Consider the following 14,598-nt stretch of genomic DNA (forward strand, 5'->3'; position numbering starts at 1 on the left):
GGCGCCCGTACGCAAGGCGGAGCGGGCGTGAGCGCGGGCGCGCAGGCGAGGCCGCTTGCGGTCGGTCTCGTGCAGATGGCGATGTCGGAGTCGCCGGACGAGAATCTCGCGCGCGCCGAGGGCTTCATCCGCGACGCGGCCCGCCGAGGCGCGAAGCTGATCGTGCTGCCCGAGCTCTTCCGATCCCGTTACTTCTGCCAGAGCGAGGACGCCGCCCACTTTGCGCTGGCGGAGCCGGTGCCGGGGCCGACGACCGATCGGCTCGCCGCCGTCGCCCGCGAGCTCGGCGTGACGATCGTCGCGAGCCTGTTCGAGCGCCGCGCGCCGGGGCTCTATCACAACACGGCGGCCGTCTTGGACGGAGCCCGGGGTTACGTCGGCAAGTACCGCAAGATGCACATTCCCGACGATCCCCGCTACTACGAGAAGTTCTACTTCACGCCGGGCGATCTCGGCTTCAGGACTTTCGAGACGGCCGCCGCGCAGCTCGGCGTGCTCGTCTGCTGGGACCAGTGGTATCCGGAGGCCGCGCGCCTCACGGCGCTTCGCGGCGCCGAGCTTCTGATCTACCCGACCGCGATCGGATGGCATCCCGAGGAGAAGGCCGAGTACGGCGCGCGCCAGCACGAGGCCTGGGAGACGATGCAGCGCAGCCACGCGATCGCGAACGGCTGCTTCGTGGTATCGGTCAACCGCGTCGGCTTCGAGCCCGCGCCCGGCGGCGGCATCGAGTTCTGGGGGCAGAGCTTCGTCGCGGCGCCGGACGGCCGCGTGCTCGCCCGGGCGCCGGCCGACGCCGAGGCCGTGCTCGTCGAGAGCGTCGACCTGAGCGACATGGAGGCGTTCCGGGTCGGCTGGCCGTTCTTCCGCGACCGGCGGATCGACGCCTACTCGGCCCTGACCGAGCGCTTCATCGAGAGCGACGGGGTGTCAAGCAAAAAAGGTGTCTGACACCTTTTTCTCGAGAAAAGGTGTCTGACACCTTTTTTGCTTCGGGCCCCTTTTACGTCAGACGCCCTTTCGTGTCCTTTCTCTTCTTGGCCCCGGCGCGCATGATTTCGTCCCAAATCGACCCGAGCGGCTCTTCGCGCTCGTCGGAAAGGTCGAGAGCTTGGGTGTCCATGCGCCGCGACACGCGCATTCCCGCGCGGAACGCGCGGATCGCGAGGTACGTGAACACGATCCCGATCAGCACGTAGACCGTCATGGCCCACCAGCGCGGCCGCACGCCGGTCGAGAATTGGAGCGCGGTCATGCTCCAGCCGAGCAGCGCCGCGGAGCCGGCGGCCGCGAAAACGACCCACACGCGATCGCGGAACCGCCTCAACCGTTCGCGCCGGGCAAGCGCGCGCTGTACGCGACTCATGCGTCTCGTTCCTCCTACCCTGTTGCGCCTCTGCGAGCTGGTAAAGCGGCACCGCCGGAAACGCCGGCGACGAACGCGGCGAACTCGATGTGGCGATGCCCAGCCGAGCTCGGCTCGTCCGGTCCGATTCGCATCGGGATGCGCCGGATCGGCCGGTCGAACAGATACGCGACGGCCGCCGATACGGCGGCCGCGGTCACGAACATCACGAGCAGGAGGCTGAAGGACATGGGCCCATTGTCCCATCATTCGCAGCACCTGGCACCCTGGCGGCCGCCTTTGCCCTTGGACGGCCCGCGGGCAGGTGCTTGCGGCCGGGTGCGCGGTCTCGCGCTCGCAGGCCCGGCGGCCGGCTCGAGGGACGCTAAGCCGGCGCGGAGCGTGAATCGACCGTCCTTCGAGGCCGGCCCGAGCCCGTCAGTCGTCTCCGTACTCGTCGTGTCGCCGCCACCACTCGTACGGCGGAGTCTGCGGGTAGCCGGCGGGCGAATCCTCCCACGTCTCCTGCCGCCCGAGCGGCGTCAGGTCGAGAAAAGTCCATACGCTCCCGAGCGCTTCGACGCCGCGTCCGTTCGTGAAGTAGGTGCGATAGACCTGTCCGTCGTCGTGCAGAAACACGCTCAGGCCGAACACCTCGCCGTCCTGATGCAGGTTCGGGTCGGGACGCTCCGGGCCGACGCCGAAGTCGTGATTGAAGCTGCTGCCGGCGGACGAGTACCACGGAATCGTCCAGCCCATGCGCTTGCGGAACGGCTCGAGCTTCGCGATCGGCGCGCGGGACACGAGCACGAAAGAGGTGTCGCGCGCATGCAGGTGGGCGAGGTGGCCGATTTGATCCACGAACATGCAGCAGCCGGAGCAACCGTTCGGCCTTGGTCGATTGCCGTCGTCGCGTTTCGACAAGGCCGCCGCAACAGCTCCAGCGACCCGTCCGTCGTTTCGTGGCACGGTTCTTGCCGGCTCTCGCCCTTGCGATGGACGTTGCACCGCTCGACGGGGGCGGCCCGGTAACGGGTCGCCTCGACCGCTTGATCGCGCGTGCGCTCCTCGGAGCCCGCTTGCCTCGGGGTCTCATGATGCCCGGCCGCGCGCGGGTCGCCGCGTCGAGCGGCTTCGTCGCCGGGGTCGCCGCGATCGGAGCGCTGATCCCCGCCCTGCTGATGGCCGATCCGGTCTTTACAAGCCGGCCGCCGAACGACGCCACCGTCGGAGAACGATACGTTTACCGGATGACCGCCGTCGACGACGGCGCGGACGGTGACGGCGACGGTGATCGTGACGACGACGGCACCAGTCGCGGTGACGACACCGGTGATGCCGGCGGCGGCGACGGCGGCTCTGGCGATGACTCCGGCGACGACGATGACCGCGACGATAACAACGGTGCCGACAACGACGGCAGCGGCACCGACGGCGACGGCACTGGGAACGGTACGGGTGACGATGTCGGCGGCACCGACGGCGGAGATGCCGGTGCCGGGGATGGACGCGGGGACGATGCCGACGACGGAGACGATGCCGGCGAAGGCGACGATGCCGACGCCGATGACGACGGCGGCAACCGCGACACTCGCGGCCGCCGCGGCCGCGGCCACGACGACGATCGGGACGGCGATCGCGGCCCCGGCCGCGACCGCGGTCGAGGCCGCCACCGCGGTAGCGACCGCGACGACGACGAGCACAAAGCCGGCGACGACCTTCGCTTCGCCGCGATCGAGTTGCCGTCATGGCTCCGGTTCGACGGCGAAGACACGATCTTCGGCACGCCGCGGCCCGAGGACGCGGGCGAGCATCGGGTCGTGGTGAGGGCCGAGGCCGGCGGCGGACTCGACGAGCAGTCGTTCTCGATCACCGTAGCCCCGTCCGCAACGAACGAGCTCACCGCGGACCTCGAGGCGTTGCTCGCGGCGTCGCCGAATCCCGTGTCCGTCGACGACGCGGCCGTGTGGACTGCCGGCGTCCGCAACCACGGCGACGCCGACGTCGCGAACGTCGTCCTCGAGATCGAGATCTCCGGCGATGCGCCGCTGCTCGTCGACGAGATCGGCGACGCGGCCTGCTCGCGCGCGCCGCGCGACGACGGCGTCGTCGTCACGTGCCGATGGGCGCCGCTGCCGGCGGGCGAGGCCGCATCCGTCGAGATCGCGGGCAGCGCGAGCGAGCCGGGCGAGATCGCGGCGGTCTCGAAGGTTTCGATCGCCGATTCGCAGCCGGTGGATCATGCGCCGGGCAACGACGAAGCCCGAGTCGTTCTGAGCGTCGCCGAGGCGCCGAGCGGCGGTCCTTCGCAGGAGCTCTCGGCGCCCGGAGCCGCGGACGTCGCGGTCGACGATTTCGACGGCGACGGGCGCGACGATCTCGCGGTCGCCACCGGCGCCGGCGAAGCGACGCTGGTTTTCCTGAACGCCGCGGATCCCGACGGCGGCGGGGCCGGGTCGTTCAGCAGCGTGCCGCTGAGCGCGGACGACGCTTCGCCGTCGACGGGAATCGCGGCCGGCGATCTCGACGGCGACGGCAACGCGGATCTCGCGCTCGCGAATTCGGAGGGACCGAACCACGTTCTCTTCAACAACGGAGCGGCCGGCTTCGAGATGACGACGCTCGAAGCTTCGGAGGAAGGCAGCAACGCGGTGGACATCGGCGACTTCGACGGCGACGGCATGCTCGACGTCGCGTTCGCGAACGACGGCACGAACGTCGTGCACCGCAACCTCGGCAGCCGGCAGTTCGCCGCGGGCGAGGACGTCGGCGCAGGACCGAGCGCCGCGGTCGTCGCGGTCGATGTCGACGGCGACAACCCAGCCGAGCTCGTCTTCGCGAACGCGGACGGTGACGCCGAGGTGTACGGCCGCGGCGACGCGGGCTTCGCGAGCACGGCCGTGCTCGAGACCGGGCCGGCCGTGTCCGTCGCGGCGACGGACGTCGACGCGGACGGGGCCGCCGACCTTGCGTTCGGGCGAAGCGAAGACGCCGATCTCGTGTTTCGGAACGCCTCCGCCGGCGCGCCGTCCTTCTCGCTCGCCGCGAGCCTCGGCGAGGCCGCGACGGCGGATGTGCTACTCGGCGACTTCGATGCCGACGGACGCAGCGACGTCGTCACGATCGGCGCGGCCGGCGCGCATCGGCTCTATGCGAACGACGGGACCGCGTTCACGCCGCGGTCCGACTTCGTGGGCAGGGCCGCGAGCCGTGGCGCCGCCGGATCGTTCGACGGCGACGGGATTCTCGACGTCGCCGTGGCGGGCAGCGACGTCGTCGCGATCTTTCTGAACGACGGCCGCGGCCGTTTCCGCGGCGCGCCGGCCGGCGCACCGCTCCTGACGCTCAACGGGGAACCCCGGATCGTGCTCAGCGTGGGCGACACGTATGAAGATCCCGGCGCGACCGCGACGGACGCGGACGACGGCGATCTCACCGATCGCATCGTCGTCGACAATCCGGTCGACACGGGCATCATCGGCTCGTACACGGTGACTTACGAGGTCGTCGACAGCTCCGGAAACCGCTCGACGGTGACTCGCGTCGTCGAGGTGCAGGCGCGGGACGCCGAGGGCGGCGGAGGCGGCGCCCTCGGCGTCCCGATGATCCTGCTGCTGCTGACAGTGGCCCGGCTCAGGAAGCGCCGCCGCGCGCCGGGCTCGAAGCGATCGGCGTATCGACGGATCCCGGTCACCGGACGGGCGGCGGTTCGTCACGCCGCCGCCGCGCGCGGGGCGCTACGCGCCGCTCGCTTTCGCTGAACGGCGCCGCTGCCAACGCCGAGGACCCGCGCCGTGGCGACCCAGCACGTCGTCCGGGTTCGCCAGGCTGCAGCGATCGAGCGAGAGACATCCGCAGCCGATGCAATCGTCGAGCGTGTCGCGCAGCTGCGTGAGCTGCGCGATGCGCGCATCGAGCTCGGCCCGCCACCGTGCCGACAGCCTGGCCCAGTCGCTTCGCGTGGGTGCGCGTCCCTCCGGCAGCGTGGCGAGGGCTTCGCGGACCATCGCGAGCGGGATGCCGACGCGGCGGGCGACGCGGATGATTGCGATCCGCCGCAAAGTCTCGCGCGCATAGCGCCGCTGGTTGCCCGAGGTGCGATGACTGCGAATGAGGCCCTTCGCCTCGTAGAAGTGCAGGGTGGAAACGGCGACCCCGCTGCGGGCGGCCATTTGCCCGACGGTGAGCTCCTTCGGCGCGGACATTTCGCAGTTGACCTCGACTATGGTTGAGGTTTTATCCTGACGCGCACCTCGTCTCGGGTCAATCGTCGATCCATGCCGTATTCGCTCGGAAACGCTCCCGTGCACCCACTCGGTCGGCCCGCCGTCCGCCACCGGGAAGGCAGCCCCGCGTGAACGACTCGAGCACACGATCGGCGGCCGCGCTGCGGGACCCGGAGCGCGCGTCCTTCGATGCCGAGCCGCTCGATCACGGCGAGCCCGCGGTCGAAGGTCTGCTTGCGCGCCGATACCGAGCGCTGACGATCGGCACCGTGGCTTTGATGGCGCTCTACGCGTTCGGGGCGTTGGCGATCACGACCGCGATGCCGGCCACGGCGATCGCGTTGAACGGATTGCCGCTTTATGCACTGACGTTCGCCGGCACGCTGGCTGCGAGCGTGGTCGGGATGGCCGCGGCCGGGCGTTGGGCCGATGCGCGCGGGCCGTACGCGCCGTTGCAGCACGGCGTGGCGTGGTTTGCGATCGGTCTGATCGTTGCGGGGCTGGCGCCGGCCATGTGGGTCTTGCTCGTCGGCCGGATCGTGCAGGGCTTCGGCGGCGGATTGATGGCGGTGATCTTCTACGTCGTCGTCGGCCGGGCCTACGACTCCCGCCTGCACGCGAGGATCTTCGCCGCGTTCGCCGGCGCGTGGGTCCTGCCGGCCGTGATCGGCCCGCCGATCAGCGGGACGATCGTGGAGCACTTCGGATGGCGCTGGGTGTTTCTTTCGGTGCCGCCGCTCGCCGTGCTCGCGGCGGCCCTGGTGCTGCCGGCGGTGCGGGACCTGAAGCCGTTGCCGGCGCGTCGAACGGCGCCCGGCGCGCATCCGACATATCGCATCGAATGGGCCGTGGGCGCGGCCGCCGCCGTTCTGCTGATGCACTATGCCGGTCAGCTCCGCGAATGGAGCGCGCTCCCCTTGCTCACGGTCGCGCTGATCGGGCTCGTGGCCTGCGCGGTGAAGGTGCTGCCGCCGGGCTCCCTGCGGGCCGGCCGCGGACTGCCGACGGTGATCGGGCTGCGCGCGATCGCGTCCGCGGCATTCTTCAGCGCCGAAGCGTTTCTGCCGTTGTTGCTCACGCGCGAGCGCGGCATGTCGCCGGCATCGGCCGGATTGATGTTGACCGTCGGTGCATTGGGCTGGTCGTTCGGCTCATGGTATCGCGGCCGTATGATCGATCCGTCGCCGGTGCGCGTGCTGCGGGTCGGCCTCGGGTGCATCGCCCTCGGCGTGATCGCCGCCGCGCTGGCGCTGATACCGGAGATGCCGGTAGCGGCGGCGATGAGCGGCTGGGTCGTCGCGGGGCTCGGCATGGGTGTGGTGATCCCGAGCTTGTCGGTGCTTCTGCTGGAGCTGTCGCCGCCGTCGGAGCAGGGCGCGAATGCCTCGGCGCTGCAGCTCGGCGACGCGCTCTTCACGGCCGCGGTCATGGCCCTCGGCGGCTCGCTTTTCGCCGCCGCGGTGATGCGTGCGCCGGCGGCGGCCTATGCGTCGGTCCTCGGTTTCAGCGTCGTGCTGGCGGCCGCGGGCATGTTGCTCGTCGCGCGCGCTCGTCCGGAGTCTGCCGGAAAGCCGTCAGGAGCAACTTCGCGGAACGCCTAGGCGGGCTGAAGGTCACTCCGAGTCATGGATCCGGTCTCACCCGTCGTGATTCAGGAAGCGCCGTTCGGCAGCCCTCTTTACGAGGAGGTCACCGAGCTGCGCCGCGCGCTGCTGCGCCGGCCGCTCGGCCTCGACTTCACGCGCGAAGACCTCGAGCGCGAGAGGGAGGACACGCATCTCGCCGCCGTCGAAGGCGGCCGTGTCGTCGGTACGCTCCTGCTTCGAAGGGTGAACGAGCGAACCGCACGCATCATGCGGATGGCGGTGGCCGAGGACAAACAGGGCCGCTCGATCGGCCGTGCATTGGTCGAGCGGGCGGAAGCGCTTGCGCGCGACGCGGGCTTCGAGACGGTGATGATGCATGCGCGCGCGACCGCGGTCGGGTTTTACGTAAAATGCGGCTACGCATCGGTCGGTGAGGAATTTCTCGAGCAAGGGATACCCCACGTCAGGATGGAAAAGCTCGTCGCGCGAGCTCGAGACGAGGCTTGATGCCCGTCGCGTCCGGGCGTGGTAAGCACGCCTCCAGCACATCGCTGAATCGGGTCGGCTTCCGGAGAGTGCAATGGGTTTTTATCGAAGCGTCGTGCTTCCGCGGTTCTGCGACCTCAGCATGCGAAGCAAGCGGCTCGGGCCCTACCGCCACCGGGCCGTTGCCGGTGCCAAAGGCAGGACGCTCGAAATCGGCGCGGGCTCGGGGCTGAACCTGGCCCTGTACCCGCCGGCCGTGACCGAGATCATCGCCCTCGAGCCGGATCCCAATCTCATTGCGATGGCGGAGCCCAAGGCCCGAAATGCACCGCGTCCTGTGCGCTTCGTCGAAGCCTCGGCGGAGAGCATCCCGCTGCCGGACGAGAGCGTCGAAACGGTAATCACGACGTGGACGCTCTGCACGATTCCGGATCCGCATCGTGCCCTCGAGGAAATGAAGCGCGTGCTGAGACGCGACGGGACGCTGACGTTCGTCGAGCACGGCTTGTCGTCGGAGCCCGGCGTGCAAAAGTGGCAGCATCGCCTGGCGCCGGCCTGGCGGAGGCTCACCGGCGGTTGCCATTTGAACCGGCCGATCGCGGAGCTGGTTCGAAGCGCCGGCTTCGAGCTGAAAAAGCTCGAGACCGGCTACGTTCGAGGTCCGAAGATCATGACCTTCATGTACGAAGGCAGCGCGACGCGAGGGTCCGACATTCCCTCATCGGCCTGACCGGCGCGTGCCACCGCTCGCGCTGCGCGAGCCGGAAGCGAGCGGCGGCGGGGCCTCTACGATGAGCCCGCGGCCGCCGCCGAAAGCGAAGTACGCGGCCGAGAGCAACACGATCCAGCCGAGCGCGAGCCAGCCCATTACCCCGTCGGTGTCGCCGACGAGCCAGGCGAGCTCGTGGTCGGGGCGGAGGTCCGTGAGCCGGTGCATCGCGGTGATGGCGGCCACCCAGCCCGCATGGAACCCGATGCACGGCCCGATGTTCCCGAAGCGGATGCGCAGCGCCCCGAGCAACAGGCCGGCGGCGAGCAGCGCGAGGAACGCGCCGATGCTGTGCGCCTGGGCGAAGAGCCCGGCGACGCCTGCCGCGACGAGCTCGAGCCCGCTGTACCAGCGAACCTCGGCGGGTACTCGCTCGGCGACGAGGAAATGCGCGATCGCGAAGAAGAGGCTCGTGGCGATCAACGCTTGCCCGATCCGCTGCTGCCGCAGCCACGCGCCCATCAACGCGCCGCGGAAATAGGCTTCCTCGATCAAGCCGACCGTCAGCGCGGCGAGCACGGCCGTGGCGGCCGTGGCCGGCAAGTCGTGCAGCATCTCGGCAGGTGATACGCTGGGGATTCGCAGGCCGAGCGCGAGCAGAACGGCGAGCGGCGGCAGCACGGTCAGGAGCCCAACCGCGAAGCTCGCGCCGACCATCATGAAGAAGCGCCCGGGCGCGCAGCCGAAACCGAGCAGCGTCCGGCCCCGAGCGCCGGTGGCTGCAAGGAAGAACGGAATGCCCGCCAGGATCGTGAGCATCATCGTGCGGCGCATGACCCGGTGCAAAGGCCAGTCGACGAAGGGCGTCAGCGCCGCGTGCGCGGGGTACGCAAGGAGGCTGCCCGCGAGAATGGCGGCGGCCACGTACAGCAGCAGCGGCCTCAGCGGATTCGCATGCGTGGACATGGACCGTGAAGCGACGGCATGCGCGACGGGCAATGTGCCCGCTCGGCAGAACGGAGGCGCAGGATGAAGCTTTCCGTGATCGGCGCCGGCAAGGTCGGCAAGACGCTGTGCCGCTTGTGGTCGCACGTCGGCGTCTTCGAAATCGGCGACGTGCTGAATCGCCGCCCGGAGCACGCGCGGATCGCAGCCGACTTCATCGGTGCGGGCAAGCCTGTTGCCACCTGGGCCGACCTCGGGAAGGCAGACCTCTTCATGATAGCCGTTCCGGACGACGCGATCGCCGCGTGCGCCGAGCGCCTCGCGGAAGCAGGCCTCGTCGGCCCCGGCGTCATCGCGTTCCACTGCAGCGGCTCCAAGTCCTCGTCCGTGTTGGCTGCGGCGAAGGCCGCCGGCGCGGACGTCGCATCGCTGCACCCGGTGAAGACCTTCGCTGATCCGCGGCGCGCGGCGGAGACGTTTGCGGGCACGTATTGCGCGCTGGAGGGCGACCCGCGCGCTCGTGCCGTCTTGCAGGAAGCGGTCGAGCGGGGAGGAGGGCGCTGCTTCGGTATCGACGCGGAGCAGAAGCTGATCTACCACGCGGCAACCGTGTTTCTCAGCAATTACGTCGTCGCTTTGCTCGAAGTGGGATTGACGTGCTTCGAGAAAGCCGGGATGACGCGCGAGGACGCCGTTCGCATCGGGTTACCGCTGGTGCGTGAGACCGTCGAGAACGTCGCCTCGCTCGGCACGCTTCAGGCACTGACCGGGCCGATCGCCCGAGGCGACAGCCGCCTGGTCGCGGAGCAGCTTCGGGCGCTTCTCGACTGGAATCCCGAGATCGGCCGGCTCTACGCGGGACTCGGGCTCCGGGCCGTCGAGATCGCGAAGCGGCGCAGATCCGCCGAGGCCGGCCTGTTGGACGCGATCGAGGACGCCCTCGCGCGTCTCCCTTCGTGAGATCGGCCTGCCGCGAGCGAGCCCGGTTGCTCGGCGAACGAGACGCAACCCAACGGTTGCATTACGACGCCGCGCTCTGGTAGTCTCATACGCAACCAGGAGGTTGCGAATATGTCAGACATCACCGACCGCATCGAAAAGAAGGTTTTGCTGCGCGCACCGCGCGACCGGGTCTGGAGAGCGATCACGGACGCAAAGGAATTCGGGACCTGGTTCGGCGTCGAGCTCGACGCGCCGTTCGTCGCGGGCCGAAGAGTCCCGGGAAGGATCGTGCCGACGAAGGTCGACGCCGACGTGGCCAAGCTGCAGGAGCCGCACGCCGGCGTCGCGTGCGACTTCATGATCGAGCGCATCGAGCCGATGTCCCTGTTCTCGTTCCGTTGGCACCCGTCCGCGGTCGAGCCCGGCGCCGACTACTCGGCCGAGCCGACGACCCTCGTCGTGTTCGAGCTCGAGGAGACGGCGGAGGGCACGCTCTTGACGATCACCGAGTCCGGGTTCGACGCCATTCCGATCGAGCGCCGGGCGGAAGCGTTCAAGTCGAACGAGGGCGGATGGGCGATCCAGACGCAGCTCATCAAGAAGTACGTCGAGCGGAGTGTCTAATTTGGGTCGAACGGCGCGGCACCGCGCAGCCGTCAGCCTTTCCGATGCGGCGCCGATCTTCACGGCGCTCGGCGACGAGACTCGCCTGCACATCGTCGGGCGCCTCTGCCGCGAAGGGCCGCTCTCGATCACGCGGCTCACCGACGGCACGCGCATTTCGCGCCAGGCAGTCACGAAGCACCTGCAGGTGCTCTCCGAGGCGGGCCTCGTACGCGGACAGCGGCGAGGCCGGGAGCGCATCTGGCGGATCGAAGGGCGGCGGCTCGAGACCGTGCGCCGGTACCTGAACGAGATCTCGGCGCAGTGGGACGAGGCGCTCGAGCGGCTCCAGGCGCTGGTCGAGGAGGACCGCGGGTCGAGGGCCGGCAGGGCGCCCCGGCGTTGATCCCGGCCGGAGCGCGAAGGCGTGGTGCCGCCGGGGCGCCGATGCCCGGCCGGAGCGCGACAGCGCGGCGCCGCCGCGTCGTCCGCGCATGCCAGCGGCACGGGCCTGGCGCGCAAGTTGCAGCGCCGAGCCCCAACGAGGAGGGGCGGACCATGCTACGAGTGAGATTCGCCGAGCAGCGCGGCCACGAGAACCGCGGTTGGCTCGACAGCTTCCATACGTTCTCGTTCGCGGACTACTACGATCCGGAGCACATGGGTTTCGGACCGCTCCGCGTCATCAACGAGGATCGCGTGCAGCCCGGCAAGGGCTTCGGCACGCACGGCCATAGCGATATGGAGATCGTCTCCTACGTGCTGCACGGCGAGCTCGAGCATCGCGACAGCACGGGCCGCGAGTCGGTGCTCCGCCCGGGCTGGGTGCAGAGAATGTCGGCCGGCACCGGCGTGAAGCACAGCGAGCTCAATCATTCGAGCGAGGAGCCGCTGCACTTCCTTCAGATCTGGATCCTGCCCGAGAAGGAAGGGCTCGAGCCGAGCTACGAGGAGAAGCGCTTTACCGAGGACGAGCGGCGAGGACGGCTGCGCCTGATCGGCTCGCGCGACGGCCGCGACGGCTCGGTCACGATTCATCAGGACGTGGATCTCTATGCGGGGCTGCTCGCCGACGGCGACGACGTGACGCACCGGCTCCGCCCGGGACGAAGAGCCTGGGTCCAGGTCGCGCGTGGGCCGGTGCGTGTGAACGGCGAGCACTTGGATACGGGCGACGGTGCGGCGATCGAGGACGAGACGGAGGTCAGGATTCAGAGCCTCTCCGAAGCCGAGGTGCTCCTGTTCGATCTGCCTTAGCCGGCGTCGCCGGCATCCTGCGCGCGCTCGGTGGCGAGCTCGCGATTCCCATTCGGAGCGGCCGGAAGCCTTTCGCAACGGCCGGAAATCGTTCACGAATGACTGCCGGCGGCAGTTCGACCGGGTACACTTCGCGTCGTCGTCCGTCCGCCCGGGGGATTCGCGATTTCCAAGTACCTCCTGCTGCTCGTTCCGCTCTCGCTGGTCCTGGCGTATGTCGTGGAGGCGTCGGAGATTTGGATCTTCGTCACCGGCGTGCTCGCCATCGTGCCGCTGGCCGAGTGGATCAGGCGCGCGACCGAGCAGATGGCGAGGCATTCGGGGCCCGCGATTGGCGGCCTGCTGAACGTCACGTTCGGCAATCTCGCCGAGCTGATTCTCGCGTTGTTCGTGCTCGCCGAAGGGAACGCCGTCGTCGTCAAAGGCCAGATCACCGGCTCGATCATCGGCAACAGTCTGCTCGGCCTCGGGCTCGCGATCCTGGCCGGCAGCTGGGGGCGTGACAAGCAGACCTTCGAGCGCGCGCGTGCCGGTCAGCTCGCCGCGTTGCTGATCCTCTCGGTGATCGCGCTGCTGTTGCCCGCCGTCTTCGACTACACCGAGCGCCAAGCGGGCGCCGCCGATATCCCGTCGCTCGACGAGCACCTGAGTCTAGGCGTCTCGGTCGTGCTGATCGTCGTGTACCTCGGCAACCTGATCTACACGCTCGTCACGCATCGCAACGTGTTCGCGGGGCCCGAGCGCGAGCACGAGCCGGCCGAGTGGCCATTGTGGCAGGCGCTGGCGATCCTCGTGGCGGCCACGGCCGTGACGGCGGTCGAGGCCGAGATGGTCTCGGGCGCATTGGAAGCCACGGCCGCCGGCCTCGGCATCTCGACCTTCTTCCTGGGCGTGACCGTGCTCGCCGTGGTCGGCAACGCCGCCGAGTACGTTTCGGCGGTGTATTTCGCGCGCAAGAACGACATGGATCTGGTCGTCGGCATCACGGTCGGTTCGACGATCCAGATTGCGTTGCTCGTCGCGCCGGTCCTCGTGATCGTCTCCTACCTGATCGGCAATCCGATGAACCTTGTCTTCGACAATCCGATAGAGCTTTTCGCGATCGCCGGCGTCGCGTTCGCCGTGAATGCGATCGCGCAGGACGGGGAGACGACTTGGTTCGAAGGGTTGCTGCTGCTCGGTGTCTACGCGTTGCTCGGGCTCGCGTTCTTCTTCGTGACGCCGGGCGCGTAAGGGTTACCGACGGGAAAGCACCTACACGATCAGCTCGTTCAGTCCGAGCATCGCCATCAAGATGGCCACGATGACGAGCGCGATGATTGCGCCGAGGCCGAGAATCAAAACCGGCTCGACGAGCATGAGCAGCCGCTTCACGCGTTGCTGGACCTTCGCATCGAACGCGTCCGCCGCCTTCTCGAGCACCTCGCCGAGCTGGCCGGACTCCTCGCCGACGGCGATCAGATCGATGGCCATGGCGGGCAGGACACCGTCCTGGCGGAGCGTGTCCGAGAGGCGACCACCGGATTCGACTTGCGAGATGCATCGTGCCGTAGTCGATACGAACACGCGGCTCGTCAAGATCTGCTCGGTGAGCCGAAGGGACGCCAATAGCGGCATCCCGTTTCGTTCCAGCGTGCCGAGGGTGCGCGCGAACCGCGCGGTCTCGTTGAAGCGAATCAGCTCACCGAGCACGGGGAGCATGAGCAGGCGCTCGTCGAGGCGGCGACGATTCAAAGGCGATGCCAGCCAACTTTTCACATAGAGTGTGCCGCCGAAGGCGAAAACGGGAGCGACCCACCAGAATGTTTGCAATAGCTCCGATGCGCCGAAGACGAGCCGCGTGAGCATGGGCAGCGTCGCGCCCGCATCCTCGAACATCGGCACGAAGCCGGGGATCACGAACGTCATGAGCACGAAAAGAGAGAGAAGCGCCACGCCGGTGAGGATGGCGGGGTAGGTCAAGGCGGAGATCAGCGCCGAACGGGAAGCTTCCACGCGCTCGCGATACTCGGCGAGCCGCCGAAGGACGACGTCGAGGGCGCCGCTCGCTTCGCCGGCGCGGATCATGTTTACGCAAAGCGCATCGAAGGTTTCGTCGTGCGTCGCGAGAGCGGCGGACAGCGGCTTTCCGGCCTGAACTTCTCGATGCGCGGTGTGCAGGATTTCGGCGAGACGGTCGCGCATGTGCTGTTGCAGCATACGCAGACTGGAGTCGAGCGGAATGCCTGCCGTGATCAGCGTGGCGAGCTCGTTGATCATCGCCGTCACCTCGGCGCGGCGCACTCGGCGGCGCCGGCCTTGCAGATCGGCAAGAAGACTCGCGGCGCCAATGCGGGACTCTTGCGGCTCGGCGCTGATCTGATGAAGCTACGATCTGATCTGACATTTGCGTAATCTACTCCAGTGTCGGTCGTTTGACCACCGGAGAGGAGAACCGACAATGACGCAGATGGAGAAGATCATTCGACCGAAGCTGGGCCTGCTGGAGCTGGCGAAGCA

General features: G+C 68.8%; 15 protein-coding genes and 1 pseudogene. 10 read left to right on the forward strand and 6 right to left on the reverse strand.

The genetic code is table 11. The features are described from left to right. Positions 1-27 precede the first annotated feature (27 nt). Positions 28-951 carry a carbon-nitrogen hydrolase gene (locus VF329_05920; GenBank protein ID HEX7080532.1) on the forward strand — a complete coding sequence of 308 codons (924 nt, stop codon included), beginning with the start codon at positions 28-30 and terminating at the stop codon, positions 949-951. 52 nt (positions 952-1,003) lie between these two features. On the opposite strand, the gene VF329_05925 is transcribed toward VF329_05920, so the two are convergent. The 3 genes and pseudogenes from VF329_05925 to VF329_05935 all read right to left on the reverse strand — a co-directional run bounded on the left by VF329_05925 (position 1,004) and on the right by VF329_05935 (position 2,233). Continuing rightward, positions 1,004-1,366: a hypothetical protein gene (locus VF329_05925; protein ID HEX7080533.1), complete on the reverse strand. Its 363-nt coding sequence runs from the start codon at positions 1,364-1,366 to the stop codon at positions 1,004-1,006. A gap of 14 nt (positions 1,367-1,380) precedes the next feature. After that, a complete protein-coding gene (locus tag VF329_05930; protein ID HEX7080534.1) occupies positions 1,381-1,596 on the reverse strand; it encodes a hypothetical protein in 216 nt (71 codons plus the stop codon). Positions 1,597-1,783: 187 nt separating this feature from the next. Next, positions 1,784-2,233, reverse strand: a pseudogene (locus VF329_05935) (DUF899 family protein). 191 nt (positions 2,234-2,424) lie between these two features. Here VF329_05935 and VF329_05940 point away from each other — a divergent pair. After that, positions 2,425-5,106 (forward strand): FG-GAP-like repeat-containing protein, encoded by a 2,682-nt coding sequence (locus VF329_05940; protein ID HEX7080535.1) that lies wholly within the window; start codon positions 2,425-2,427, stop codon positions 5,104-5,106. On the opposite strand, the gene soxR is transcribed toward VF329_05940, so the two are convergent. Continuing rightward, a complete protein-coding gene (gene soxR / locus VF329_05945) occupies positions 5,083-5,550 on the reverse strand; it encodes a redox-sensitive transcriptional activator SoxR (protein HEX7080536.1) in 468 nt (155 codons plus the stop codon). The two genes, VF329_05940 and soxR, sit on opposite strands and share 24 nt — an antisense overlap. A 149-nt stretch (positions 5,551-5,699) precedes the next feature. Here soxR and VF329_05950 point away from each other — a divergent pair, with 149 nt between their 5' ends. The 3 genes from VF329_05950 (at position 5,700) to VF329_05960 (ending at position 8,373) form a co-directional block, all read left to right on the forward strand. Further along, entirely contained in the window at positions 5,700-7,172 is a 1,473-nt protein-coding gene (locus VF329_05950) for an MFS transporter (protein ID HEX7080537.1), read from the forward strand. 24 nt (positions 7,173-7,196) lie between these two features. Then, positions 7,197-7,664: a GNAT family N-acetyltransferase gene (locus tag VF329_05955; protein HEX7080538.1), complete on the forward strand. Its 468-nt coding sequence runs from the start codon at positions 7,197-7,199 to the stop codon at positions 7,662-7,664. Positions 7,665-7,737: 73 nt separating this feature from the next. Then, positions 7,738-8,373 (forward strand): class I SAM-dependent methyltransferase, encoded by a 636-nt coding sequence (locus VF329_05960; GenBank protein HEX7080539.1) that lies wholly within the window; start codon positions 7,738-7,740, stop codon positions 8,371-8,373. On the opposite strand, the gene VF329_05965 is transcribed toward VF329_05960, so the two are convergent. Continuing rightward, positions 8,362-9,318: a CPBP family intramembrane glutamic endopeptidase gene (locus tag VF329_05965; GenBank protein ID HEX7080540.1), complete on the reverse strand. Its 957-nt coding sequence runs from the start codon at positions 9,316-9,318 to the stop codon at positions 8,362-8,364. The two genes, VF329_05960 and VF329_05965, sit on opposite strands and share 12 nt — an antisense overlap. An 18-nt stretch (positions 9,319-9,336) precedes the next feature. Between VF329_05965 and VF329_05970 the strand changes: the two genes are divergently transcribed. The 5 genes from VF329_05970 to cax all read left to right on the forward strand — a co-directional run bounded on the left by VF329_05970 (position 9,337) and on the right by cax (position 13,332). Continuing rightward, positions 9,337-10,257: a DUF2520 domain-containing protein gene (locus VF329_05970; GenBank protein ID HEX7080541.1), complete on the forward strand. Its 921-nt coding sequence runs from the start codon at positions 9,337-9,339 to the stop codon at positions 10,255-10,257. Between the two features lie 111 nt (positions 10,258-10,368). Beyond that, positions 10,369-10,863, forward strand: coding sequence for an SRPBCC family protein (locus VF329_05975; protein HEX7080542.1), 495 nt, complete (start codon positions 10,369-10,371; stop codon positions 10,861-10,863). A 1-nt stretch (position 10,864) separates the two neighbouring features. Continuing rightward, a complete protein-coding gene (locus tag VF329_05980; GenBank protein HEX7080543.1) occupies positions 10,865-11,248 on the forward strand; it encodes a metalloregulator ArsR/SmtB family transcription factor in 384 nt (127 codons plus the stop codon). Positions 11,249-11,400: 152 nt separating this feature from the next. Then, positions 11,401-12,099 (forward strand): pirin family protein, encoded by a 699-nt coding sequence (locus tag VF329_05985; protein HEX7080544.1) that lies wholly within the window; start codon positions 11,401-11,403, stop codon positions 12,097-12,099. A gap of 165 nt (positions 12,100-12,264) precedes the next feature. Further along, positions 12,265-13,332 (forward strand): calcium/proton exchanger, encoded by a 1,068-nt coding sequence (gene cax / locus VF329_05990; GenBank protein HEX7080545.1) that lies wholly within the window; start codon positions 12,265-12,267, stop codon positions 13,330-13,332. 21 nt (positions 13,333-13,353) lie between these two features. Here the strand turns inward: cax and VF329_05995 are convergent, their stop codons facing one another. After that, the gene (locus VF329_05995; GenBank protein HEX7080546.1) at positions 13,354-14,358 is read right to left on the reverse strand and encodes a type II secretion system F family protein; all 1,005 of its coding nucleotides are present in this window, start codon (positions 14,356-14,358) and stop codon (positions 13,354-13,356) included. Positions 14,359-14,598: the final 240 nt, after the last annotated feature.

The sequence above is a fragment of the Gammaproteobacteria bacterium genome, from assembly GCA_036381015.1.
Taxonomy (GTDB): Bacteria; Pseudomonadota; Gammaproteobacteria; order Steroidobacterales; family Rariloculaceae; genus ZC4RG20.

Coding starts and splice junctions, on each gene's coding strand:
- VF329_05995 (HEX7080546.1), bottom strand. CDS start 14,358: ATGATCAACGAGCTCGCCACGCTGATCACGGCAGGCATTCCGCTCGAC.
- VF329_05975 (HEX7080542.1), top strand. CDS start 10,369: ATGTCAGACATCACCGACCGCATCGAAAAGAAGGTTTTGCTGCGCGCA.
- VF329_05970 (HEX7080541.1), top strand. CDS start 9,337: ATGCGCGACGGGCAATGTGCCCGCTCGGCAGAACGGAGGCGCAGGATG.
- VF329_05925 (HEX7080533.1), bottom strand. CDS start 1,366: ATGAGTCGCGTACAGCGCGCGCTTGCCCGGCGCGAACGGTTGAGGCGG.
- VF329_05985 (HEX7080544.1), top strand. CDS start 11,401: ATGCTACGAGTGAGATTCGCCGAGCAGCGCGGCCACGAGAACCGCGGT.
- VF329_05960 (HEX7080539.1), top strand. CDS start 7,738: ATGGGTTTTTATCGAAGCGTCGTGCTTCCGCGGTTCTGCGACCTCAGC.
- soxR (HEX7080536.1), bottom strand. CDS start 5,550: ATGTCCGCGCCGAAGGAGCTCACCGTCGGGCAAATGGCCGCCCGCAGC.
- VF329_05955 (HEX7080538.1), top strand. CDS start 7,197: ATGGATCCGGTCTCACCCGTCGTGATTCAGGAAGCGCCGTTCGGCAGC.
- VF329_05965 (HEX7080540.1), bottom strand. CDS start 9,318: ATGTCCACGCATGCGAATCCGCTGAGGCCGCTGCTGCTGTACGTGGCC.
- VF329_05930 (HEX7080534.1), bottom strand. CDS start 1,596: ATGTCCTTCAGCCTCCTGCTCGTGATGTTCGTGACCGCGGCCGCCGTA.